This window comes from Cupriavidus sp. CuC1, assembly GCF_044627735.1.
In the GTDB taxonomy this organism is placed as follows: domain Bacteria; phylum Pseudomonadota; class Gammaproteobacteria; order Burkholderiales; family Burkholderiaceae; genus Cupriavidus; species Cupriavidus ulmosensis.
Map to the genome: position 1 here is coordinate 1 of NZ_JBIUHC010000122.1, position 22352 is coordinate 22352.

The following is a 22352-nucleotide window of genomic DNA, read 5'->3' on the forward strand; positions in this document are numbered from 1 at the left end:
CGACCCTGGAAGCCGCGCCAGTGCTAGGGGCGACGGTCAGAAATGCCGAAAATCGGGCTCAAACTGTCGAACTCGGGCAGGCCCGCTCGCGAGTGGGCCTGGACAGCGATTCACTGCGCCAACGCTCAAGCGTATCCACACCCACGCCGATCTCGCGCCCAACGTCTTCCGGCGATGCGCTCTCGGGCGGCAGCACGCGCGCCACAGCCCTGTCCTTGAATTCTTTTCCGTACCTGGCCACTCTCGTCCTTCATCCTCGCCCCCGGGTTTTGATTCAATCGGGGCGACAACCATTATGACGCGGGGGGACCGGTACCAAGCTCGCTTCAATCGCGTCCCATGGCATGCGCTTGGCCAATATCGCCAGCGGGTGGCGCAGGTCGGCCATGGCCTCCAGGCGGCTACGAAAGAAGTCCGGTGTACTCATCGATTCGCCTCGAAAACTCCCGGAAAGTGAATCAGATGATACCGATTCAGGGAGTTCTACGGTCCTCTCAGAAACCCCAAGCCCTTGCCTGGCGCAGCTTCACGGGATTCTGCAGGGCCGACTGCGAACTCGAGATGGCGCGTATAGTGAACAGGGTGCCGCTGCCATCAGTCACAAGCAAGGCCGAGTTCTCATCCGCATCTATCGCTTCATCTCCAATCATCTCTCTGGCACATACCTGGCAACGCTTACAAGCCACCTAACAATGACTGTTGCACTGAATAAATCAGTGTTTCCCAAGGCACTATTTCGCACAGCTATCTGACGCTCGAACTTCTGCAATCGAAGAAATGAGCTCCATCCATTGTGGAATAATTTCTTCCGAAGAAAAATCCATGGCACGCGCTCGGCGCGCTGAGCATGATCTCTCGTTATCGTCGGAAACCAGCATGTCTACAATACCTCTTGCAAGTTCAGCTGGCTCATCTACCGGAACCAGCGTCCCGAACTTACCGGCACAGAGAACCTCCATTGGCCCCGAGGGACAATCGGTTGAAACTATCCGCGAACCACGATGCAGCGCCTCAATTAGTACAGTGGGTAGGCCTTCGGATCGCGAAGACATCACTACCACCTTTGCACGCGCCATTGCTTCGCTTGGAGGCCAGAATCCGGGAAGTAACACTCGATCAGTTAGCCCCAATCTTTCTATTTTCCGTTCTAAATCTAGGCGCATCTCACCCTCACCCAATATAACCAACTTTAACTCCGGAAAGTTATCTGAAATGATGAAGAAAGACTCGATCAACACATCGAATCCTTTTTCCCAAACGAGCCTCCCGACTCCCAAAATGAACTCGCCGTTCAACCATGGATGCCTCCCCGCTCCTTCGTCGTCCTCCGTCTCGGGAAAGTCAACCGGATTATGAATACAAATAATTTTTTTTATCTGCCCAGGGAAAACCCCTGCAAGGCTATTCGCAGCCCCGACACTTACGACAACTATTTTATGCGAGAAGTACAAGTTTATGCTAAATAGTGTTTTATACACGTACCGTGCAATCAAGCCCTTTCTAGCGAGGAATACTCTCAAATCTTTGTGTAACCATAGCAGTATCGGTCGACGAAATACAAAACCCAGACAAACTGCTACGAGATGCGTTTTAATCTCGAGGGCACCAACAATTACCTTACAAGCAACAACTTGCCTCAACAACCTAACTAATCTGATCCTTGATGTCTTGGGTTGAACCACCGATTTTGGATGCAGCAATTCTTTGTCTAAAGTTAAATTTCCCGGCATTTTGTGTGCAATGATAACCCTACCAAGCATGCAAATTCCGGCGTGGCCGCTTCTAGCAGCGATACCACTAACCACATTGAGCGTCACCCTCTCCGCCCCCCCTCCTTGGAGATCAGGTAGCAGAAACAACGCATTTTTACTCGACATTTTATCCTCAATAATCAATTTCGCCTTTACGATTTCTTCTCACGTAGATGCTAGCAGAGTCAACCATTCGCGCGCCACATCGTCCGGCGCAAACCGTCCTACATTTGCTTGGCCGCGCAACCCAATTACCTCACGAACTCCGGGTGAAGTCATTAGGAAAGCAAGTGCATCAGCCATGCCATCTATATCAAGATGCTTAACCAATACTCCGGACACCTGATGCTCTATTAACTCACCGGGCCCGTCCGGACAATTGAACGAGACCACGGGCAAACCAAACGTCATTGCCTCCACTATTACTAAACCGAAGCCCTCAAACCTCGAGGACAAAGCAAATATACTGGCTAATTTGTATTCATTGGCAACATCCGCTCTCCGACCAGCAAATTCTATCTCTTCCAATATACCTAATCGCAGCGCTAATTCCTCGAGTTCACTCCTAAGAGGGCCGTCACCTACTAGGCGAAGTCTCCAGCCAATGCGATACTCCGTCTCGATCCGTCCCCAAGCATTCAGCAAGAGGTCATAGCCTTTTTCCCGAACCAATCTTCCAACGGCAAGAACAGTTTTCATTCTCTCGCCCTGATCCTCTCTCCCTTCCCTGCTGTGGTGCAGTGGATTCATGTTCCGGATCACGGAAATCCTGCCTTCCCTTATTTTATATTTCTCTAGCCATCTGCGACGGTCTGCCTCTGTAAGGACGACTACATGATTGCTATATCTCGCGGCGAGATGCCGCGCAATCCGCCTAAGTGGCGTCCCCAGCGAAACATCAGCGCCAAAGTGTTCCCAATTGATCGTTTTAACGGACAGGGCAAAGCATGCAGGTAACACAAAAGCCGCCAAAAATGACTCGACGATGACGACAATGTCAGGACGATACTCTTTTATGAACGTGCGTAGCCTTAGAATAAAGCCCACTGCGCGCAATTGTAGGCTTCCGCTATTCGAGTAGATTTCCCTTAGCTCAACTCTGGGGTCGGTTTCAAAGAAACTCCGATTTCCGTTCGCGGCGCTGAGCACAGCGACTTCATATTGACCGCTCCGGCTGAGCCTATTGACAATATTCGCGCAAGCACGCTCGGTTCCGCCAGACAGACCTTGACTTCCAGTCACAAAGAGAACTTTCTTCATAGCTCAACTTCTAATTCGTCGACAGGATTCGGCGCTGGCATAAAGTAGCACCCCCTTTTCTCAAAGAGCGGCTGCATTGAATTCAGAATATGAGGAGCATTTTTATATGTAATGATTATCTTCTTGAGCCTGGGATGTTCGACATTCAACAACGCAGTACTACCAATGGAGTAGACGGAAACCTCAGCGTACTCCATAAGCTTTTCTGCGATATATTGCTCCGCAATTAAATTCGTCATTTTTGCGTTATTGATGTCTTTTAAATCATATTCCCGCGGGTGAGGCAGATACTCGTCCACGCTCAGCGCATTCAATAGATTCGTATACTGCACCAGCAAACCATCATCTCGGAAATCTGAAACTGGTTGCCCAAGAAAAATTCGAATGCTCTCTTTATTTAGGCGCCTGCTTCTACCCATTACCTCTTTGAAAAGAGGCACCGAAACCAGTCGCGTGGCATCAACTATGTTTTCGAATCCTGGATAAATAGTGTAGTGTGCGGCCACACTTTCTCGTATCCACAATTGATCAACTGCACCGCGCAATACGCGTTCCACGACACGTCGAGGCCATGAGCGCCGCATAGGCTTGTGATACACACTCTCCCTTACAATGTTTGCGGTCCCATCATCAAATGTCAGAATCGTAGCAAATCGATACCGGTTTATGGCATACTGAATATAAAAATTATCGATACAGGCGAATGCAATGCTTTCTTCATCCTGAATCTTTAGATCTCTGAACGCCTGACGAAAACGTTCGAAATGCTCAGGAAATCGCGAATCTAGTTTTATATAGACACAATCTACAGCCAGACGCGATAGTAAATCATAGTAATGTCGGTGCTTCGCGTTATCGATCCAGGTATAATAAATCAGCTTGAATGCGGAAACTCCTCTAGCCTCAACCATCGCTTTGGCTATCAGCGTCTGCAGCGGGGTACAACATAGTATCAACATCAAGAGGCCTCATTCTTCATCGCGTTACGCCCAATTTTGAAAAATTACCTGCCGCCCTCTCAGGCATCGTTCACGCCAACTGTGCGTGACTTTTTACACCAGGGAAACCACGGCATCGGGTAAACCCGCTGAGCGAGGCGCCAAGTCAAAAGGAATTTCGCAGCCATACCAAGAGCAAATCCAACCCCGATCCCTGCCACGCCCATGCTGGGAGCCAACCACCACGACGAGCCGACGCCTATAGCACCCGCTGCTAGCGTATAGACTCCAAGCCGCATGGTCTTCCTAGTAAAAAAGATATAGTTGGTTACCATCAAGTACATACCACCAAACGCCTGCCCTAACGCAATCCATCCCAGCGCACCAGCTGCATCCCCATATGCCGGCCCAGCACAAATCAAGATAATCTGCGGTGCACACGCGGCTATACCCCCTGCCACAATCAAGGCGCAAATAAAATAGCCCCAGGTTCCACGTACTATCAATTGCTTCTGTCGGGGACCGCTCGCCGTAAGGTTCTCAAAAAGCCAAGGGACAAACGCCTTGTTAAATGCATCAGCAATCATAGCCATTGCCATTCCAAGTTGCGCAGCCACCATATAGACACCCGCGGCCTGTAAGCCTAGCCTTTCATTTGCGACGAATCGATCCGCAAGGGCCAATAGAAATCCGCCCAATGCGTGCGGTACTAATGGAATGCCGTATCGAAATATCTCACGCATGTAGTTAGTATTTAAACGCATATCAATCCAGCCGCCGCGCATCAACGATACAAGGGCCAGGGCGCCATAAAGGAGCGTAGACAGGGATTGCCCCCACAGGCGCCCTTCCGCGCTTCGCTCGACCCAAAGCACAAGTGTCAGAGATAGCAGACAATTTACACCGCTTAGGCTTACCTGGAAGACGCCATACTGAATCGGCTTACGCTCCATTAACCATACTCCCAGCCGAATCTGAGAGACAAAACTAGCACAAGATACAGCGACCGCAGATAACAGCCAGAACGGAGAAACGGCAATCCATTTACTCAACTCCGGAGCCACTAGCGCGACCAATGCGGCAGTGACCGATGTACTTACACCCAATACCCAAAGACTGGCACCAACGTAATTGGAGAAGTCAACATTGTCTCTACTTGCATAACGCGAGTTTACTGCTCCTTGGACACTCAATCCTGTAAACGCCGCAAGAATTCCCAGCAGAGTGTTGAACATGGCAATAACACCATATTCTTGCGGCGATAACGCCCGCGTAAGGATTGGCAGAAGCAGGAACGGCAATAGCCCATTTAATATATTCGAGACAGAATATATTGCTGCGTTACTCATCAGAGAGACTAATGCCCTCCCTGCTATCGCTCTCTTTATCAGAGAAAAGGCGGCGTTGTTCATCGTTAGCCAGATACGATTATCGAGATCAGCTTGCTTTCTCGGCGCCAAAATATATTGAGAAAGACGTCTCTAAAAGCTTGTTTTTGTTAAACCTACGCAGCGCATGCTGACGCGCAGCATGTCCCATACGGCGGCGAAGGCCAGCATCCTCAGCAAGCTTTTTTGTGTAGATCAGTATCTCTTCTTCGGAGTCGGCCAAAAAGCCGGTTTCGCCGTGAACTACAATATCCTTGTTGCCAACGATGTTGGTTACGACTGCCGGAATTCCAATGGCCTGAGCTTCGATCAACGCAATCGGTAAGCCTTCCCAAAGAGAAGTAAACAAAAAAATATCGCTCCCCGCCAAGGCTTGCATCAACCGCGCTTTATTCAGCCAACCACTTACTTCCACCGGGCTATCTCCGATCCACTCTTTTTTTAAAGTTGCATCGCCGTCGCCGAGCCACATGAAGCGCGTGTTCCCTTCGCATGACAACTTTCTAGCGACCTCAGCGAATCGCCACGGGGCTTTGGCGTAGGTCACTCGTCCGGAAATCGCGATAATGACAGCCTCATCACCCATTCTTTGCTCAGGAGTTTTTTCCGGGATAGTGTCTAAATCTATGGCATTCTCCAGCAAGTATGTATGTCTTTTCTTTAGATAAATTTTAGCATAATCACGCTCTGTCGCCGAGCAAGCACTAATCTTTCCCCCTAGGGAATGGAGTAGGCGCTCAATCCAAAGAAAGGCCATGCGCTTTCGCGAGGAGACGTCCCGGCGGAGAAACGAGAATCCATGCGGAGAGTAGCAAGTCTTTCCGATCTGGAATGTTAATAATGCTGCAATGCGTCCTAGTGCTCCTGCTTTAGAAGAATGGCAGTGAATTGCATCATATTTTCCGCGAGTAAAAAATCCCAAAAGAATCGTCAATGATTTCAGATCCATGGGCCCGATTTCACTGCGCATATGAATGATGACGCGCCTAACCTGAGGATCGAAAAGCTGCCGTAGAATTTCTTCGTCCGGGGTGTCGGGCCGGAGGGAGTGAAGGAGGGTGACACTGTGCCCTGCGCGAACCTGTTCGTTTGCCAAAAGTGCGATGCTATGCAGTACACCACCAGCCAACGCCTCAGTGAGGTGAAGAATTTTACGCATGTATTTCCCTTGGCGTTTGCCATTGCTGATGCCAGCAAAAGCAATAAAGTACTAGCGGCAGCATAGGCGTTAGATGTTTTATATACGACCCATAATCTGGTTCGAAAATACTCTGAATTGTCACGAACGCAACGATCAGTGCCAGACAGCGATTCTCTCTCGTGGGCTTAGACAAATACCTAGCTGCAATCGATGATTTAATCACCAAAAATAGCCGAACACCTAGAGAGGATGTCACCAGGAAGAATATAAAATATTGGATATTTCCCGTTAATAGCGGGAACGGAAAGAACATCAAGAAGAACTGAATCACCCCATTTGCCCATTCCAGCACCGGATTCCCGATTGGCAATAATGGTTTAATCATAGTCTGCGCATCTACGTCATATTCTCGCACCTCATTCACCGAATAGCGATAATATGCAAGATCGATGCCAAGTACGCCGTGAAATATAATCGAAAGCGCCAGAAATGCAACGACGATACTTAATAATACAAATGAAATGCTACGACTTATTTTAAATGCAATTCTATAATAAAAATACAAAAGCAAAACCAAGAACCAGTATGTTCTAAAATAAGCTGCGTACGCGCAAACCAAAACGAACCACAGCACCTGCTGTCTTCTAGAATTCGACAGCAAGAAAAACAGAAAAGCCACTAGCATAACTAGTGACTCTTTGGAATACTGCGCTAGGTAGATAGCCCCGACAAGGCATGAAAAGAAAAATATCAGGACATTATGAAGACCACCCAGGTCTACTCGTGTCGGGGCAGAAAAACATTTTATGGAAAAAATAGAAAAAATAATAATGGTAATGATTGCTGCAATGCGCTCGTTACCGGCCAGCAAAAATAAATCGTAGAATAACGCGGTATTTGAATAGGAATCACCGATAATGAAACCATTAAATCGCCCAAATAACGACGCAATGTGTCCACTATCGTAGAAATACTTTCGCGGCAACAAATCCCTGTTGAAAGCAGAAAAACAGACACAGACAACCAGCCACGAGACGAGAAGCCCATTAATAATCTTGGCATTATTAAATCGAATGGCACTGGCTCGATATGCCGCGACGTCGACACTCATGATTCGATGAATTTCCTTATAGCAAGTTTCCACTAGGCTGTGACCTTTCGACGTTTCATCCCAGATGGGAGTAGTCGTCGACGGTCAGCCTTTGTTGGGTTCGTATTGATACGCTATATAGCGGTAGGAGCCGTATTTTGCTCCATAGCCATAGCGGCCCGAGTGTGGTTTGACGCCATTGAAGAGCACCCCCTTCACTTGAACTCCGCTCTGCCCAAGCCGACGCGACGCTTCAACGATTTCGCCAGCCTTTGTTGTGTCAGCTAGCGCCACCAAGAATGCTGCTCCGGCAAGGGGCGCGAGAATCGCGGCATCGGCCGCAGCCAGTACCGGTGGCGTATCCAGAACAATGTAGTCGTATTGCCGTGACAATTCTTCCAGTAACTCGCTTACACGCGGATTCAATAGTAATTCAGCGGGGTTAGGAGGTAGGCTGCCAGTCGACATGAATTCCAGATTCGCAATGGGCAACTTGTGTATCGCGGATTCTAGGTCGGTCGTGCCGACGATCAGCTCGGACAAGCCTTTGTCACGCCCCAATCCGAAGTACTGATTGAGATAGCCTTTGCGTACGTCGGCGTCGATCAAGAGCACTCGCTTACCCGCCGATGCCATCACCACAGCGAAGTTCGCAGACACAAACGACTTGCCGACGCCCGGCGATGGGCCCGTTAGGATCACAATATTGTTCCGTGCTTCAAGCATTGCGAACTGCAATGCCGTACGAAAGCTGCGTAGACTTTCAATTGCTGGTTCATGCGGATGTGTCTGCGCCAACACTAAGATATTCTTCCCCTTCGCGTGGATCTGCTTTGCTAACTCCTTCTGCTGGTCGGAGAATGGAATTGTCGCGTAGACGCTTAATCCCGTGTACTGCTCGATCTCGTGCGGGTCAGTAATCCCACCAAACAGCATATTTCTTGCAAAGGCAGCTGCAATACCCACGATCAAGCCGGCAACTCCAGAAATTACCAATACTAATGGGCGGATAGGTTTGATTGGCACTTGAGGCGTTACTGCGGCATCGACGACGCGCACATTGCCGACCTTACCCGCCTTAATCAGACTCAATTGCTGAGCACTCTGCAACATCGCAATGTATAAATCGTTGCTAACGCGAACATCGCGTTCTTTGCGCACAATATCCTGCTCTAGCGTTGGCAATTGCCTTATCCGTTTATCGGCGCTAGCGATTTGTTCCTGCAACGCACTTATCTGTTCGTCGACCGTAAGCAGGCTAGGATGGGACGATGCAAAGCGCTTCACCAGCTCTTCTCGCTTCTGCTTGAGCGCGAACAACTGACTTTGTGCCTCTACGGACAGTTGAAGGGCCAGTTTCGCTTCGCCGCTCACATCAACTGAACCGCGCTCCTTTCGCAACGTCGTGTAACTTTGCTCGGCACGCTCCAATGCAGTTTTCATCTTGGGAAGCTGTACATCGAGGAACTCGAGTGATTTTGCAGCCTCGGCGGATTTTCGCTCGATATTTTGCTGTACGTATTCGCCACCAATCTCGTTCAGAATCAGACTAATCGCCGCAGGATTTGCGCCCTCAAGCGTAGCCCCAATAACGCCGGATTGCTGCTTACCTTTCTCTAGGATTTTCAGGCTACTCTGAATTTGCTCAATGACTCCGAGACGCGAATGCCGAACCACCACAAAATTGACACCTGGCTCGCCTTTCAACGACGTCACAGTGAGCTGCACTTCACCGGAGGCGGTTGGGAACAGTTCTGCTTGCCCCACGCGCCCCTCAAATTTCATGTCGGCGTCAGGGCCGGTTAGCCGATAGCGGTTAGCAGGCAGCACCGTCAGCGTGAATGGCTTGCCTTCCATGACGTTTGGGACATCAAACTTTGCAACACTCGCAGCCTCCGGCCCCCAGGCAAAGCCCCCCATCTCGAAGAAGCCCGATCGCGATACACTATGCCGTTGTTTAGCAATCCACCGACCTACAACTGGAAAATATTGCGGAGTTACACTGATGTAGAGCTTCAGATTGTCTACTGCGCGCGCGACGACGAGTCTTGAGCGTATTATTTCTATTTCTCCGGCTGTGACCGATTTTGTCTCAAATAGAGACGAAACGTTTGCAACTAGGTTTCCTGTTGCCGCCTCAGAATTGTCCTCAACTTGCAACATAATGTCGGCTTGGTAAATAGGCGTAGCAACAATGGTGTAAAGGCCACCAAGCGCAAGCGAAACAGCTGTGAGGATGCCGATCAGCCACCGATTCGCTACCAGGCTATCCAGATAGGCCCCAAGTTCTATCTCATTGTGGCCAATGTTGCTTGAGGTTTGCTGACTGATTATATTCATTCAAATCTTCACAAATTGATTCAAGGCTACTGCAATTCATCGCACTGGCAATCTATCTTGTGCAGAAGATTTACTGCGATCCATGCATCACCGTGGTAACATTATTAATGGTTTCAATTCTGCGCACCCAATCATGCACTCCACGCTCGATTGACGATAAGGAAACGGAAAAGGCATGACTCCCCATCCTATAGGGGTCTGCCACATCGAAGTTTCCGTATTCACCGATTCGGAATACCTTTCCCGATATCGAAGGGAACAACCTCTCGACGAATCTCCGCTGCTCTCGATCCATAACCAAAATTAGATCAGCCTGCTCGCACATCCAACCTGCTATTTGCTGTGCTTTGTGACCGCTTATGTCTATGCCAGAAGCGTTTAACAATTCGCACGCACTGGACTCGGCAGGCTGACCAACTAATGCAGAGATACCAGCTGAAATTATATTTATTTCGGGAAGCCGCGCCCGGAGCAGCCCCTCCGCCATTGGGCTGCGGCAAATATTCCCGATGCAAACAACTAGCAAGTTTTTGATCATTGGCATTAATCAACGGGACACCGACGTAGCGGTTGAGTTAAGGAAACTCCCGCTCGGAATCAGCTGATTTATCACTCGGCTCCAGCGCACTACACCAGCGGCATCTACATACACTACATCTTTTGGCTTCAGTTCAAAGCTTTCCGCAAGTGCCATTGCCACAGGAGACTTCCCGTCCAAGTGAAATACCTGCGGGTCGTTGTCGGCACTCTTTCGAATGACATAGACCGCTTTGGCATCGGAGGAGATTGGGTTAACGCCACCCGCTTCGCCAAGAGCTTCGTTCAAGGTCAGACGCCCGTTGCGAGGTAGAACTGTTGATGGGCGGAGTACTTCGCCTGTGACGAAGACCCTACTGTCCTCCCGCGGTTCTACACGGACGATATCGCCGTTACGAAGCAGAATTTTCGCTGGGTCGATTCCCTGCTGCAGAAGCGCGGGCAGGTTAACGGAGTAATTCTTGCCACCGCGCGCGACTCGGATGCTACTGCTGTCACCAGTAGCTACGTTGATACCGCCGCTGCGGTTGATCGCTTCAATCAAGGTCATGGGCACGTCATCGATAGTCTGGGGGCCCGGCGTTTTCACTTCGCCATCCAGGTAGACGCGCTTGCTTCGGTAGCCGAGCACCCGTACCGTGATCTGCGGCAAATTGATGACGTCCTTGAGTTGCTTGCTCAGATCACCTCGTATCTCGCTAGGTGTCTTGTTAACTACCTTGACCACTCCAGCGTATGGAAATTGGATCTCGCCATCTGGGCTCACCAAATAGCCGGATAAGGTTCCACCACCGAAGGTCGCTGCCTCATAGGCCGATCCGATTGAATAGGTCTGAGTTGGAAACACCAGTTCCGGGTGATCCCATACGACGACAGACAGAATATCGCCGATGCCGACTTTGTAGGGCTGCGGCGTGCCAAATATCTCTTCCACGCCTTCATTCACGGGCTTGCTGGAAGCCTTCATTGCTCGCAACAGATCAGGTGTGATCTGCGTGACCTTGGGCACCGAATTCGGATCTTCCGGATCAAGGGGACGCAGCGGATCGAAGCGCATCCCCGGCGCTAGTGCGCAGGATGCGAGCAGTGGAACCGTCCCCAGCAACAGCAACGCTCTACGGAAAGATGGAAGGCTAGAAGGCTTGAACACGTCTGAATAATTCCCTTGATACCCGAAAGGTCCGCGCTCCTGGCCGTCTCCCGGCGGGGATTGCTGCGACGAATCCGCTTGTCCAACATGGCACACGTTGGGTGCCTTTCCGCTTCGTTGGCCTGCAGGGTGGAGATGAACTTTGCGGCGATGACTTCTTGATGCCTGCACGCATTGCTCGTGCAGTGCATCACTGCGCGAAGACCGGCGAAGTGTATGGCTCCTAGGGGTAGATCTTCAAGGCGAACCGGCCGTTTTTGCCGTGTTTTCTATCCCCACTGAAGAGTGGACCCGACAAAAGGAGGGATGCCTCTAAAGGGGGTAATGCAGAAGTATTCAGTATGTGTTCATGATGGAGAATCCTGCCTCTGTTGGTACGATTTCACCCGATTGGGCTATGCGGCTTTTGCGGCTTTTCCGGGGGTTTTTCGCGGTTTTTTGTTTTCGCGTTTCGGAATGGTTTGAAGATGAAGCCTGCTCTTTCATCGTCCGATTGCACCGGCCACACATCGGCCACGCATGCACCCCGCAGCGCTTCGCTTCCCCACCAAGGGAGGGATCAAATAACTTCCGGGGGACTTCCCCAGCAATGCGATTTCGTGCTTGCGTGGAGAATAGAAGATGACTGCTCGGCGAGCCTGAAAACATCATGTCGCGATGCATCCGTGCTGCGTTTTTTTGACCATCACCAACCTCAATGCCCGCAAAAAAAAAGGGTGTAGGCGCGGGGAGTGCCTACACCCTATCGGGAATTAGCAAGGGGTCACGCTTGCTAGGGTGGATTATTGGTGCGCTTGGCGATCGAGGTTACCCCGCTAAGGTAGGTGCCACGCTTAGGGGGGGATAGGAATGTGCTGTCGCCTTCAAGAGGGCTGCACCGTCCTGGCCAGTGATGCCTTTGTCCAGACATTCTTACCCTGCGCAGGGATGGGGCCTACCAATGCAGGGTACCGACGATCGGCTCGCCTAACCAGAATGATCCGTGGATGCGGGTTGTCACCTGGAAGGGTAGAAGCAAATGCTGGATTCAATCGAGATTAACTTGGAAGCCGATGCGGCGGCATTCGCGTCGGGCGAGGCCTGGATCGAGGCGCACCTGACGCCGTCGGGATGGGCTTACGGCAGCTACAAGGACGAGAACGCGCACCCTTTCTTGATTCCGGCCCCGAGTGAGTCAGTGCTGACGGTGCGGCGGCACTATATAGTGCGCGGCGCGGCGGCGCCCCGGCGGCTGAGCGAGATCCGCACGACGCGCGCGGATTCCGCCCGGGAGATCATTCGCTTGCTGGAGGCCTTCGGCGAGCCGCATTTCAATGTCAGGACGCAACGGGTGCCCAGAGTCCCCGACGTCACGTTCTGACTGGCATTCCCTTATTGCCCTGCCTTGTCCCCCGCCTGATCATGGCGTCTGCCGACGCCAGGCATACCCGGTCCTGAACGGCAGAACCTAGCCCGAAAGGATGACGGGCTAGGGCAAACGGCGCATTGACCGGCTTTTCTCAGGCGCTACCATCGGGTTAATCGGGCTTGATCTCCTCGGCTTCGGCCTGTCCCGCCGGATTCAGCGCGCGAAGCGCCTCTTGCTGCACGCGTGTACACTTCCGTGTTCTCCTCGGGTTACAGGGTTCGAGGGGGCCACGCAAGGGCGCGATTTTTGCGGCGTGGTCTAGCCTGCGCGGCTAAAACAACGAGACAAGACAGTAAAACAATGAAAGTTTCGACTACCAACGTCCTCAACGTCCTGGAGCAGGACGAAATCGCTGCCGTCCGGGATCTGGCGCGCAACGTCTCGCATCCTCCAGTCTTTGTCTTGCTTCGCGCTGCCTTTATCGCGATGGCCGTAGTGGGTGTGCTGTGCTTCGCGGCGAGCAGTTTCCATCTCGACGGTTTTGAGTACGTGGGGACCGGCGCGGCGGTGCTGGCGGCTCTGCTGTTCCTTGCGGAGCGCCGCTGGTTTGGTAACCGCGACGAGGTCGTAGTGCCGGCCGAGCAGGTTGCGGCGCTGCGCGGGCAGCTTCGCCAGGAGATGTTTGCCAAGCTGGAGGAGGTGGCGCGCCGCCTGACGCACGATGGCCCGGGGGATGGGGTTATCCGGGTGCGCACCTTGTGGCAGTTCCTGTCGGAATCCGTGGCCAGCGAGACGCTCAAGCGCCGGAATGCCCGCGGGCCCGCCAAGGAATCTGAAGTGGGCTGAGCTACAACGCGCGCAACCGGGGGCGGCCAGGCCGCCCTGCCCCGACATCCTCGCCATATCCCCAACGACCACACTGCTTGGCCGCGGCTAGCCTTTGCGCGGCAGCTTGCTTCCCGCCCCTCGTTCTGTAATTTCTGAACAGGTTCCCGCCATGCTGCTCCTGGGAAATCAACACGTCCCCAGTTTTGAGGTCGCCTGGAAGATAAGTTTCGATGCGTGGATGGGCTGACGCAGTTCAGCCAGGGGAAGTGGGTGGGGGTCCGAGGATGGTAGCGGGCGGGAACCCAGTCTGCTCAGCGCACTGTGTTTCCGCCCTGAACGGCACCTGCCCCCTCATCGATGGAAGCGACTGACGACCGACCAGGCGCTATGCGTCGCCGCGCCCCTCCCTCTCATGCTGCGCCGCGAGTTCGCTCAGCACCAGTGTCTCGTGCGCCAGTCCGGCCGCTAGTGAGAGCAGATGGCCCTGGATGTCTGCGATCAGATCGCCGAATGTTCCATCGGCGGCGCTGTCGCGGGTCATGAACAGTAGTGCGTAGAGTTGTGCCGCCTTTTCTCCGGCGAGGCTCAGCGGGTTTTCGCACGGGGTATGGGCGGTCACGAACATGTCCGCGCCAGAATGTTCGGCAGTGACGCCGTAGCGGGTGTGCTTACACATGGGCAGCCTCCGTCGCGGTGGCGTTCCGGTGTGCGTGGGCGAGTGGACTAAGGCGGGTCAAGCGTTGCCCGGAATGGGCGAGCGAAGACTGGGGCATGAGTGCCTCCTACGTTAGCGAATCGAAAAATCCCGCCTTGCGGCGGCCGTTCGTCTACGTATTTCGGGCTGCTATTCCCGATCGCTGTTGTTGCAGCGACGAGCAGAGTATAGCCTGAGCAGAACTCGGAGAGAAACGTCGCGCTGGGCCAGCTTGGCTGCGGCTAGCCTTTACGCGGCTGCGCTTGACTTCCCGCTTCTCTTTCTGTAATTTCTGTTTATACAGAAATTACAGAAAGAACAGGTGACGCAATGAAGATCTTGGTGACCGGGGCGAGCGGGCTGGTGGGATGACGGCCCGAGTTCCGGGATCAGCGTGAGCTTTGCCTTTTCAACCTTTTCGCCGCCGGCCTCTTTGGCCGCGCGATACTTCTCTTCACGGTTCGCATTCAACGTCCTGACAACGCCGGCAAAGCAATCGATTGCCTTCTGCTGGGCCTCGTGCAACTCGCTCTTTACAACCCAAGCGCCTGCGCTGTCGTCCCACTCGTAGGCGGTCAGGACATTCCGGACAGCAAAGTGGATCGTGTTTCGCAGGTTCTTGGCCTGCAACGTCAAAGCGAGGCAGGTCTCAAGCAAGTAGCCGTACGGGCGAGCAAGGACGACAACGCGCTGGTCGTTGGACTCGAACCATTCCTGCACGATGTTGTCTGCCTTGCCTTGTGTCATGCCAGAAGGGAGTGCTGTTGAATATCAGGTTCGGAGTGTACCCATTGCACGGCCTCACGCAAGCATTTGCCGTAAAGCAATTGACAGGCTGTCGAGCGACAGCGCTGCGCCGGCTAGCCGCTGCCATCGCGCCGGCATTCAAGACCACGGGTCGCGGCAGGCCGCTCAGGCACGACGCCTTTACTGCTGTCTGCATCACGCTTGTCAAGTGGCGCAACAACCTAAGCCTTCGGGCTATTGAGGCCCTTACCGGGATCGACGCGACGACGGCTTCGCGCTATGCAATCCGGGTATCGAACGCGCTGTGTGAAATGGCCCTGGCACCGCGATGAATCCGTGCCTCCGGTAGGCGTGGGCAAAGGCTTCGCGCTCCGCAGCAGGAAAAGTCTCCAAGTCTGGAATAAAAACGCCGCAAATAACAAGGCTGTTTCATAATTCAGGCGCAGCGTCATCCAGATTCATGTTGTGCACCACTGCAATCGCGCGGACAGATTTCCATGTGCTGGATCGCTACCCGCAGCGCTTGCGTTACTTAGCCGTCGGCATTGCAAAATCCGCCCCTTTGGGCGTGCTATCGGACCAGCGCTGCATGACGGACTTCTGCCGCGTGTAGAAGCGCACGCCCTCCTCGCCATAGGCGTGCATATCGCCAAACAGCGAGCGCTTCCAGCCGCCAAAGCCGTGCCAGGCCATCGGCACCGGGATCGGCACATTGATGCCGACCATGCCGACTTCGATGCGTCGGGCGAATTCGCGCGCCACGCCGCCGTCGCGCGTGAAGCAAGAGACGCCGTTGCCGAACTCGTGCGCGTTGATCAGCGCAACCGCCTCGCCGAAATCTTTCACCCGTACGCAGCCCAGCACGGGTCCGAAGATTTCCTCCTTGTAGATGCGCATCGCGGGCGTAACGAAGTGTTGCGTGGCGTCAATGGGGTTCGGGTAAGGCGAAAGGGGGAGCGCCACGGCGCTTTACGCCGTGGGCAATGTCGGCTGATCGGCACAGCCGGGTCTTGGCAGTCAGGTCTTGATGTCGAGCTTGGTGATTAACTGCTTGAAGGTGGCATTGTCGCGCGCAATCAGGCGTTTGAAAGCGGATTCGTCGAGATAGCCTTCACCCATGTTCTGCTTGGCCATGGTTTCGCGCAAGGCAGGCTCCTGCATGGTCTTCTCGATGGCGGCGCGCAGCACGGCCACCACCTCGGGCGGCGTGCCCTTGGGCGCCGCGATGCCGCGCCAGCCGTTGATGACCAGGTCGACGTTGCGTTCCTTGAGCGTGGGCACCTTTTCCCAGCCCCCCTTTATGCGCTGCTCTGACATCACCGCGAGTGGGCGGATCTTGCCGGCTGCGACATAGGTGGCCACCTCCACCGGCGTGACCGCGACGGCCTCGATATGTCCGCCGAGCAGGTCCAGCACCGCGGGATTGGCGCCGCGGAACGGCACGTGGTTGAGCTGGATCCTGCCCTTGTCCTCCAGCGCGGCCGCCGACAGGTGGCCGAGGGAGCCGGGTCCGGCATTGCCCACTCGGAGCATGCCGGGCTGCTTGCGGGCGGCGGCCAGGAACTCCTCGATCGTCTGGTACGGCGAGTCGGCGCGCACCGCAATGGTGGCCGGGTCGGCGTTCAGGCGAGCCAGCGGAATCATGTCGTCCGCGGTGAACTTGGCCAGGCCCATATGCGGAATCATCGTCAGCTCGACCGTAATGATGGCGAGCCGATAGCCGTCCGGCTTGGCGCTGACCAAGTCGGCCCAGCCCACCGCACCGCTGGCGCCGGACTTGTTCAGGACCACGAAGCTCTGCGGCAAATGCTTGCGCGCCGCTTCGGCGAAGGCACGCGCCAGCACGTCGGTACCGCCCCCCGCGGCAAACGGCACGATCAGTTCGATCGGATGGGTTGGATACGCCCCGCCCTGGGCAAAAGCCGGGCAAACCGCCACGGCGGACACGACTGCCATGGCGCGCAGTACGGCGCGGCGTTGAAGAAGCGATGAGGTCATGATGCGGCGTCTCTACGATGAACTTTGCTTGGAATGACTCGGTGGTTTTTGCGCTGCGCTTAGTCCAGTCGGATGCCGGCCGCCTTGATCACCCCGGACCACAACTTCTGCTCGCTGCGCGTGAACTGGTTGAATTCCTGAGGAGACATCGGCATCGGCTGGATGCCGAGTTCCTCCAGCTTGGCGCGAGTCTCCGGATGCTGCAGCGCTGCGACCAACTCCTTGCTCAGGCGTGTCACCACCGGCGCCGGCAGCCGCGCCGGGCCGACGAAGCCTTGCCAGGCGTAGGCCTCGAAGCCGGGCAGGCCCGCTTCGGCCATGGTCGGCACATCGGGCAGGATGGCCAGCCGCTGCGGCGTAGCCACCGCCAGCACGCGAATCTTGCCGCTGCGGATCAAGGACAGGCTGGGCGGCAGGTCGACGAACATCGACTGCACCTGCCCCGCCATCAGGTCCTGCAGCGCGGGCGAAGAACCCTTATAGGGGACGTGCAGGATATCGGTCTTGGTGCGCTGTTTGAACAGTTCCAACGCGACATGCAGTGGCGAACCCGGCCCCGACGATGCAGAGGAAACCTTACCGGGTGTCTTGCGCGCCAGCGCCAGGAATTCCTTCAGGTCGCGCGCCGGGAAAGCCGGATGCACGGCCAGCACCAGCGGCATGCGCCCCAGCCCTCCAATAAAGGTGAAGTCCTTGTCGGCGTCGTAGCTCAGGGTGGCGTACATGGCCGGGTTGAAGGCCAGCGTCCCCGAATCCGCGGTGCCGATGGTGTAGCCGTCAGGCGCGGCGCGCGCGATCGCGGTGGCGCCGATGATGCTGGCGGCGCCTGGGCGGTTTTCCACCACCACCGGCTGGCCCAGGTCCTGCCCCATCTTCACGGCCAGGCCGCGCGCGATCACGTCCGTAGTGCCGCCCGGCGCGTAGGGGACAATCCATTTGACCGGCTGAGTTGGGTAGGCCTGCGCGTGCGCGCCGCCGGCGCAGCCAAGCGCCAGCGCGGCACTCGTCAAGATACGGGCGAGTTTGCTCTTCATGTCGATGTCTCCAGTTGTGCCGGGAACTACGATGTTCCCTTGTCTTTTCGAATCTGGCCGCGGGTGAGCAGCAGGCGTTCAGCGCGGTACGAGCATCCACTCATGCGCGGGATCGTTCTTGAACGCCCAGCGCCGCTCGGGGCCGGCCATCGTGTTGAGGTAATACAGGTCGTAGCCGTACGGCACGGCGCAAGGGTGGTAGCCGCGCGGCACCATCACGGTGTCGCGATGCTCCACGGCCATCGCCTCGTCGAGGCTGCGGTCGTCGGTGTACACGCGCTGGAAGGCAAATCCCTGCGGCGGATTGATCTGGTGGTAGTACGCTTCCTCCAGCGCTGTCTCGTCCGTGCCCGCACTGTCGTGCTTGTGCGGCGGGTAGCTGGACGAATGGCCGGAAGGCGTGATCACCTCCACCACCAGCAGCCCTTCGGCCGGTTCGCTCTCGGGCAGGATGTCACAGACATAGCGCGTATTGGCGCCCTCCCCCCGCACGCTGCGCCGCATCTGGCCTGGCTCAATCACGCGCGCTGGCAAGCGGCCCTGCGCCGGCGCGGTGCTGAGCGCCACCTCGGCCCCGGTGCGCGCGTCGATGCATACGTCGCGGCCCGGGGGCACGTAGATCGCATAGGGAGACTGATCCTCAAACACCGACTGGCGGCTGCCCAGCGCGGAATAGCGTTGGTTCCCGACCAGCACGTCGAGCTGGCCGGACAGCACCGTAATGCACAACTCGCGCGTGCCGGTGGCAAACGCCTCGGCCTCGCCCGCGCCTAATCGCAGCGCCTTGAAGCCCACGTGCCGCCAGCCTGCCGACCGGGGTGTAATGTCCGCGATCACGCGGCCGGGTTGCGCCTTGACGAGCAGGCTGCGGCCCGCTTGCGCCAGGTTCGCCCCGTTGGCGCCATTTGGGAACACTTCGGCGTGGCTCATATGACCCCCTGCTCAATGGCAACCGCCTCTGCCTGTGCCGCCGGGCGGCTGGCTCGCCAGCCTGCGATCAGGCGGCGGAAATTGGCGCCCACCTGCGCCCGGAACGAGGCGTCGTCGATCTCCTTGCCAAGCCAGGCCAGGCTGGCATCGGCCCAGACCGTGCGGCCGATCATAAAACCCTTGACCAGCGGCGAGGTCGCTTGTCCGAAGCTCTCCACCAGTTGTTCAAGCGGCTGGTTCAGGCCAAGGATCACGGCGCCACGGCACCACGGATCGCGCTCCTTCACCAGGGCCTCCAGCGCACGCCACTGGTGGTTGGCCATCGCGCCCACCTTCCACCATTCCGGCTTCAGCCCGATATCGTAGAAGTGGCGGATCGCGCGCACCACGGCCTCGCCCTCGTCGTCGGGCGCCAAGCTGTCCTTGGGCGGAATCACTTCGAGCAGCAGTTCGTGGCCGCTATACCGCGTGGCTTCCCACACCACCTGCAACTGTTCGTCCTGCTCCGCGCGCAGCGCCGCCGGATCGTCCGGGTGATAGAAAACGAGGCACTTCACCACCTGCTCGCGCGGCCAGTGCGCGAGATCCGAGGCCAGCGAACGCGTGCCGTCGAAGCGCAGCGGGCGCGAACCTGGCAGCTCGATTGGCCGGCCCAGCCACCAGCCGCGGCCGGTCGCGTCGTGCAGGGCGGACTCGCCCAGGCGGCCATCGATCAGCACGCCGATCTTGCCGCGGCAGCCGGCTTCGGTCTCCACCTCGGCTACCACTTCCGTAATCAGGCGCTTGAGCGCCGGCACGGCGCTGGCGTCGGCGCCCACGGCACGCGCCATGTCCTCGAACTGCGCGCGATGATCGTAGGCCAGGACATACAGCTCCGGCCATTGCGGCCGCTTGATCGATACGCGATGCAGGTGCGCAAGCTCCGCATCCTGGTCCGGGCGCGAATGCCGCTGGCCCGAGAACCAGTGCGCCAACTCCGCCGGCGTCGGCATGGCCGGTGCGCAACCGTGTCGGGACACCACGATGGCGCCGCAGGCATTGGCGATGGCCGCGGCCTCGCGCCAGTCCTTGCCACGCAGCAGGCCGCTCAGCAAGCCGGAGGCAAAGGCATCGCCCGCCCCCAGCACGTTGAGCACCTCTACGCGCTCGCCGTGCACGGTCAGCGCGTCGTCGATGGCAGCCGGAATCCCACCCTGCACGACGGAACATCCCAGCGGGCCCCGCTTGACCACCAGCGTGGCACCGGTACACGCGCGCACGCGGCGCAGGCTGGCCATCAGGTCGGCCTCGCCGCCGGCGATCAGCCATTCTTCCTCCGTGCCGATGATCAGCTCAAAGGCGCCGAGCTGCGCCTGCAAGTGCAGGCTGACCTCAGCGTTACCGATATAGCGCGTCTCGCCATCGCCCTTGCCCGTCAGGCCCCACAGCACTGGCCGGTAGTCAATATCCAGTACCCGCACCACGCCATGCCGCCCGGCGATATCCAGCGCGCGCAGCGAGGCCGCCAGCACGCCCGGCGTGCTCAGGTGCGTACCCGTGATCACCAGGCTGCGGCAGCGGGCCAGGAAGTCGGCGTCGATCGCCTCGACATCCAGCGCCATATCGGCGCAGTTTTCGCGGGCGAACAGCAGCGGGAAAGTGTCCTGGTCCTTGATACCCAGGAGTACCATCCCGGTCAGGCGCGCGTCGTCGATCTGCACCTGGCTGACGTCGCAGCCTTCCCGGATAAGCGTATCAAGCAGGAAACGTCCGTTCTGCTCGTTGCCGACCCGCGAGATCATCGCCGAGCGCAGGCCCAGCCGGGCCGTGCCAAAAGCGATATTGGCCGAGGAGCCGCCGAGGTATTTGGCGAAGGTGCTCGCCGACTCCAGGCCGCAACCAATCTGCTGGGCATAAAGGTCGACCGCCAGCCGTCCCAGGCAGGCGACATCGATGTCCCGGTCGGCGGGAAAGGAAAGAGAACGCATTCGTGTCCGTCATCAGGTCATAGACTGCCGCTGCGCGACAGGAATCAAGGGAAAGCCGAGGGAAAGGTTTCGCGTCCCCTCCTCGTCTTGGATGGAATGATAGCCGAGAAATAGAATTTTTGTTCCGTTTTTGTACTTATGAGAAAATATTTTCCATTCCGAACTTCCCCTCGCCGTGACGCGGGGGGTGTCGCCCTGCCCGCTACCCCACACGCCCCAGCATGACCACGAACCCCCCCTACGCCAACGCCGACCAATTTCTGGCCTCCATGCAAGCCGGCTTCCCCAGCCTGAGCAAGCAGTTGAAGACCATCGCCCAATACGTCGAGAAAAACCGCGAGCGCCTCGTCCTCGATGGTGTGCACGATGTAGCCCGCCATTGCGGCGTGCAGCCGTCAGCGATCATTCGCTTCGCCAAGCATTTTGGTTTCTCGGGGTTCTCGCAGATGCAGGCGCTGTTCCGCGACAGTGCGGCCCGGCAACTCGCGCCTAACCGGGACTATCAGGATCGAGTTCGGGACCTGATCCGGGTCAGTGAAAGGCCGCTCTCTCCCACCGGCATCGCGCAGGAGGTCATCGCCGGCAGCATCGAAAGCCTGGAAGCCCTCCAGCGCGGGGTCACCGACACGCTATTTGACGAGGCGGTGGAACTCCTGGTGCAAGCACCCTCGATCTGGCTGGCGGCGTCGCGCCGCGCCTTCCCGGTGGGGGCCTATCTCGCTTACGCGCTGCAACACACGGGCAAGCCGATTCAGTGGCTGAACGGGCTGGGGTATATGCAGCAGGGGCAACTGCGGGCGCTTAAGCCAGACGATGTGATGATTGCCGTGTCGTTCGAGCCCTATGCGCAGGAGACGCTGCTGGCAGTGCAGGAAGCGGTCGAACGCGGAGCGCGCGTACTTGCCATTAGCGATAGTCCACTTAGTCCTTTGGCGGATCATGCGCGGGTTTTGCTGCCGGTGCAGGATGGCGCTACGTTCGGGTTCCGGTCGCTGACTAGTACGCTTTGCCTGGCGCAATCGCTGTTCATGGCACTGGCGTATCGGCTGGAGATTGCCTATGCGCAGCCGCTGGCGGAGGCGGCGTCAGGGGGAAAGGCGCGCTCGGGGAGAACTTAGCGTGACGATTTTGTGCGCGCAGGCTTGCATTGAGCGATGGAGCCTGCAAATCGGCCGGACCGAACGCCAACGTCTCGACCACGCACTGAGATG

General features: G+C 56.5%; 18 protein-coding genes and 2 pseudogenes. 3 read left to right on the forward strand and 17 right to left on the reverse strand.

The annotated features are described in order from the left end of the window. Nucleotides 1-79 precede the first annotated feature (79 nt). The 10 genes and pseudogenes from ACGLHR_RS37030 to ACGLHR_RS37075 all read right to left on the reverse strand — a co-directional run. Nucleotides 80-241: pseudogene (locus tag ACGLHR_RS37030) on the reverse strand (transposase); the annotation flags it as partial. A gap of 490 nt (nucleotides 242-731) precedes the next feature. Next, entirely contained in the window at nucleotides 732-1895 is a 1164-nt protein-coding gene (locus tag ACGLHR_RS37035) for a glycosyltransferase (RefSeq protein ID WP_400100230.1), read from the reverse strand. Nucleotides 1896-1916: 21 nt separating this feature from the next. Then, on the reverse strand, nucleotides 1917-3011 hold the full coding sequence (locus tag ACGLHR_RS37040; RefSeq protein ID WP_400100232.1) for a glycosyltransferase family 4 protein: 1095 nt from the start codon (nucleotides 3009-3011) through the stop codon (nucleotides 1917-1919). After that, complete coding sequence (locus ACGLHR_RS37045) at nucleotides 3008-3970, reverse strand: glycosyltransferase family 52 (RefSeq protein WP_400100234.1); 963 nt, start codon at nucleotides 3968-3970, stop codon at nucleotides 3008-3010. The genes ACGLHR_RS37040 and ACGLHR_RS37045 overlap by 4 nt, the downstream gene beginning before the upstream one ends. 59 nt (nucleotides 3971-4029) lie before the next feature. Next, nucleotides 4030-5361: a lipopolysaccharide biosynthesis protein gene (locus ACGLHR_RS37050; protein WP_400100236.1), complete on the reverse strand. Its 1332-nt coding sequence runs from the start codon at nucleotides 5359-5361 to the stop codon at nucleotides 4030-4032. 25 nt (nucleotides 5362-5386) lie between these two features. Then, nucleotides 5387-6496 (reverse strand): glycosyltransferase, encoded by a 1110-nt coding sequence (locus tag ACGLHR_RS37055; RefSeq protein WP_400100237.1) that lies wholly within the window; start codon nucleotides 6494-6496, stop codon nucleotides 5387-5389. After that, nucleotides 6489-7589 (reverse strand): hypothetical protein, encoded by a 1101-nt coding sequence (locus tag ACGLHR_RS37060; protein WP_400100239.1) that lies wholly within the window; start codon nucleotides 7587-7589, stop codon nucleotides 6489-6491. Before ACGLHR_RS37060 ends, ACGLHR_RS37055 begins: the two co-directional genes overlap by 8 nt. A gap of 84 nt (nucleotides 7590-7673) precedes the next feature. Further along, nucleotides 7674-9908 (reverse strand): polysaccharide biosynthesis tyrosine autokinase, encoded by a 2235-nt coding sequence (locus ACGLHR_RS37065; protein ID WP_400100241.1) that lies wholly within the window; start codon nucleotides 9906-9908, stop codon nucleotides 7674-7676. A 70-nt stretch (nucleotides 9909-9978) separates the two neighbouring features. Continuing rightward, nucleotides 9979-10446, reverse strand: coding sequence for a low molecular weight protein-tyrosine-phosphatase (locus tag ACGLHR_RS37070; protein WP_400100243.1), 468 nt, complete (start codon nucleotides 10444-10446; stop codon nucleotides 9979-9981). A gap of 9 nt (nucleotides 10447-10455) precedes the next feature. Beyond that, the gene (locus tag ACGLHR_RS37075; protein WP_400100245.1) at nucleotides 10456-11595 is read right to left on the reverse strand and encodes a polysaccharide biosynthesis/export family protein; all 1140 of its coding nucleotides are present in this window, start codon (nucleotides 11593-11595) and stop codon (nucleotides 10456-10458) included. A 1018-nt stretch (nucleotides 11596-12613) separates the two neighbouring features. Between ACGLHR_RS37075 and ACGLHR_RS37080 the strand changes: the two genes are divergently transcribed. Both ACGLHR_RS37080 and ACGLHR_RS37085 read left to right on the forward strand, forming a co-directional pair. After that, a complete protein-coding gene (locus ACGLHR_RS37080; protein ID WP_400100247.1) occupies nucleotides 12614-12955 on the forward strand; it encodes a hypothetical protein in 342 nt (113 codons plus the stop codon). A 348-nt stretch (nucleotides 12956-13303) separates the two neighbouring features. Then, nucleotides 13304-13789, forward strand: coding sequence for a hypothetical protein (locus ACGLHR_RS37085; protein WP_400100249.1), 486 nt, complete (start codon nucleotides 13304-13306; stop codon nucleotides 13787-13789). A 367-nt stretch (nucleotides 13790-14156) separates the two neighbouring features. Here the strand turns inward: ACGLHR_RS37085 and ACGLHR_RS37090 are convergent, their stop codons facing one another. The 7 genes and pseudogenes from ACGLHR_RS37090 to iolC form a co-directional block, all read right to left on the reverse strand. After that, on the reverse strand, nucleotides 14157-14447 hold the full coding sequence (locus tag ACGLHR_RS37090; RefSeq protein ID WP_400100250.1) for a hypothetical protein: 291 nt from the start codon (nucleotides 14445-14447) through the stop codon (nucleotides 14157-14159). A gap of 267 nt (nucleotides 14448-14714) precedes the next feature. After that, nucleotides 14715-15212, reverse strand: a complete 498-nt coding sequence (locus ACGLHR_RS37095; protein ID WP_400100252.1) for a hypothetical protein — start codon at nucleotides 15210-15212, stop codon at nucleotides 14715-14717. A gap of 528 nt (nucleotides 15213-15740) precedes the next feature. Further along, nucleotides 15741-16121: pseudogene (locus ACGLHR_RS37100) on the reverse strand (aldehyde dehydrogenase family protein); the annotation flags it as partial. Between the two features lie 108 nt (nucleotides 16122-16229). Next, nucleotides 16230-17210, reverse strand: coding sequence for a tripartite tricarboxylate transporter substrate binding protein (locus ACGLHR_RS37105; protein WP_400100253.1), 981 nt, complete (start codon nucleotides 17208-17210; stop codon nucleotides 16230-16232). Between the two features lie 59 nt (nucleotides 17211-17269). Further along, nucleotides 17270-18244, reverse strand: coding sequence for a Bug family tripartite tricarboxylate transporter substrate binding protein (locus ACGLHR_RS37110; RefSeq protein ID WP_400100255.1), 975 nt, complete (start codon nucleotides 18242-18244; stop codon nucleotides 17270-17272). Nucleotides 18245-18322: 78 nt separating this feature from the next. Beyond that, a complete protein-coding gene (gene iolB, locus ACGLHR_RS37115) occupies nucleotides 18323-19174 on the reverse strand; it encodes a 5-deoxy-glucuronate isomerase (protein ID WP_400100257.1) in 852 nt (283 codons plus the stop codon). Continuing rightward, entirely contained in the window at nucleotides 19171-21141 is a 1971-nt protein-coding gene (gene iolC, locus ACGLHR_RS37120; protein WP_400100259.1) for a 5-dehydro-2-deoxygluconokinase, read from the reverse strand. Before iolC ends, iolB begins: the two co-directional genes overlap by 4 nt. 221 nt (nucleotides 21142-21362) lie before the next feature. Here iolC and ACGLHR_RS37125 point away from each other — a divergent pair, with 221 nt between their 5' ends. Next, nucleotides 21363-22259, forward strand: coding sequence for a MurR/RpiR family transcriptional regulator (locus tag ACGLHR_RS37125; RefSeq protein WP_400100261.1), 897 nt, complete (start codon nucleotides 21363-21365; stop codon nucleotides 22257-22259). Nucleotides 22260-22352 lie beyond the last annotated feature (93 nt).

Excerpts from the sequence above, each read along its gene's own strand:
- ACGLHR_RS37110 (WP_400100255.1), bottom strand. The coding sequence starts at position 18,244 with ATGAAGAGCAAACTCGCCCGTATCTTGACGAGTGCCGCGCTGGCGCTT.
- ACGLHR_RS37065 (WP_400100241.1), bottom strand. The coding sequence starts at position 9,908 with ATGAATATAATCAGTCAGCAAACCTCAAGCAACATTGGCCACAATGAG.
- ACGLHR_RS37095 (WP_400100252.1), bottom strand. The coding sequence starts at position 15,212 with ATGACACAAGGCAAGGCAGACAACATCGTGCAGGAATGGTTCGAGTCC.
- ACGLHR_RS37055 (WP_400100237.1), bottom strand. The coding sequence starts at position 6,496 with ATGCGTAAAATTCTTCACCTCACTGAGGCGTTGGCTGGTGGTGTACTG.
- iolC (WP_400100259.1), bottom strand. The coding sequence starts at position 21,141 with ATGCGTTCTCTTTCCTTTCCCGCCGACCGGGACATCGATGTCGCCTGC.
- iolB (WP_400100257.1), bottom strand. The coding sequence starts at position 19,174 with ATGAGCCACGCCGAAGTGTTCCCAAATGGCGCCAACGGGGCGAACCTG.
- ACGLHR_RS37070 (WP_400100243.1), bottom strand. The coding sequence starts at position 10,446 with ATGATCAAAAACTTGCTAGTTGTTTGCATCGGGAATATTTGCCGCAGC.
- ACGLHR_RS37105 (WP_400100253.1), bottom strand. The coding sequence starts at position 17,210 with ATGACCTCATCGCTTCTTCAACGCCGCGCCGTACTGCGCGCCATGGCA.
- ACGLHR_RS37085 (WP_400100249.1), top strand. The coding sequence starts at position 13,304 with ATGAAAGTTTCGACTACCAACGTCCTCAACGTCCTGGAGCAGGACGAA.
- ACGLHR_RS37060 (WP_400100239.1), bottom strand. The coding sequence starts at position 7,589 with ATGAGTGTCGACGTCGCGGCATATCGAGCCAGTGCCATTCGATTTAAT.
- ACGLHR_RS37045 (WP_400100234.1), bottom strand. The coding sequence starts at position 3,970 with ATGTTGATACTATGTTGTACCCCGCTGCAGACGCTGATAGCCAAAGCG.
- ACGLHR_RS37050 (WP_400100236.1), bottom strand. The coding sequence starts at position 5,361 with ATGAACAACGCCGCCTTTTCTCTGATAAAGAGAGCGATAGCAGGGAGG.
- ACGLHR_RS37040 (WP_400100232.1), bottom strand. The coding sequence starts at position 3,011 with ATGAAGAAAGTTCTCTTTGTGACTGGAAGTCAAGGTCTGTCTGGCGGA.
- ACGLHR_RS37125 (WP_400100261.1), top strand. The coding sequence starts at position 21,363 with ATGACCACGAACCCCCCCTACGCCAACGCCGACCAATTTCTGGCCTCC.
- ACGLHR_RS37090 (WP_400100250.1), bottom strand. The coding sequence starts at position 14,447 with ATGTGTAAGCACACCCGCTACGGCGTCACTGCCGAACATTCTGGCGCG.
- ACGLHR_RS37080 (WP_400100247.1), top strand. The coding sequence starts at position 12,614 with ATGCTGGATTCAATCGAGATTAACTTGGAAGCCGATGCGGCGGCATTC.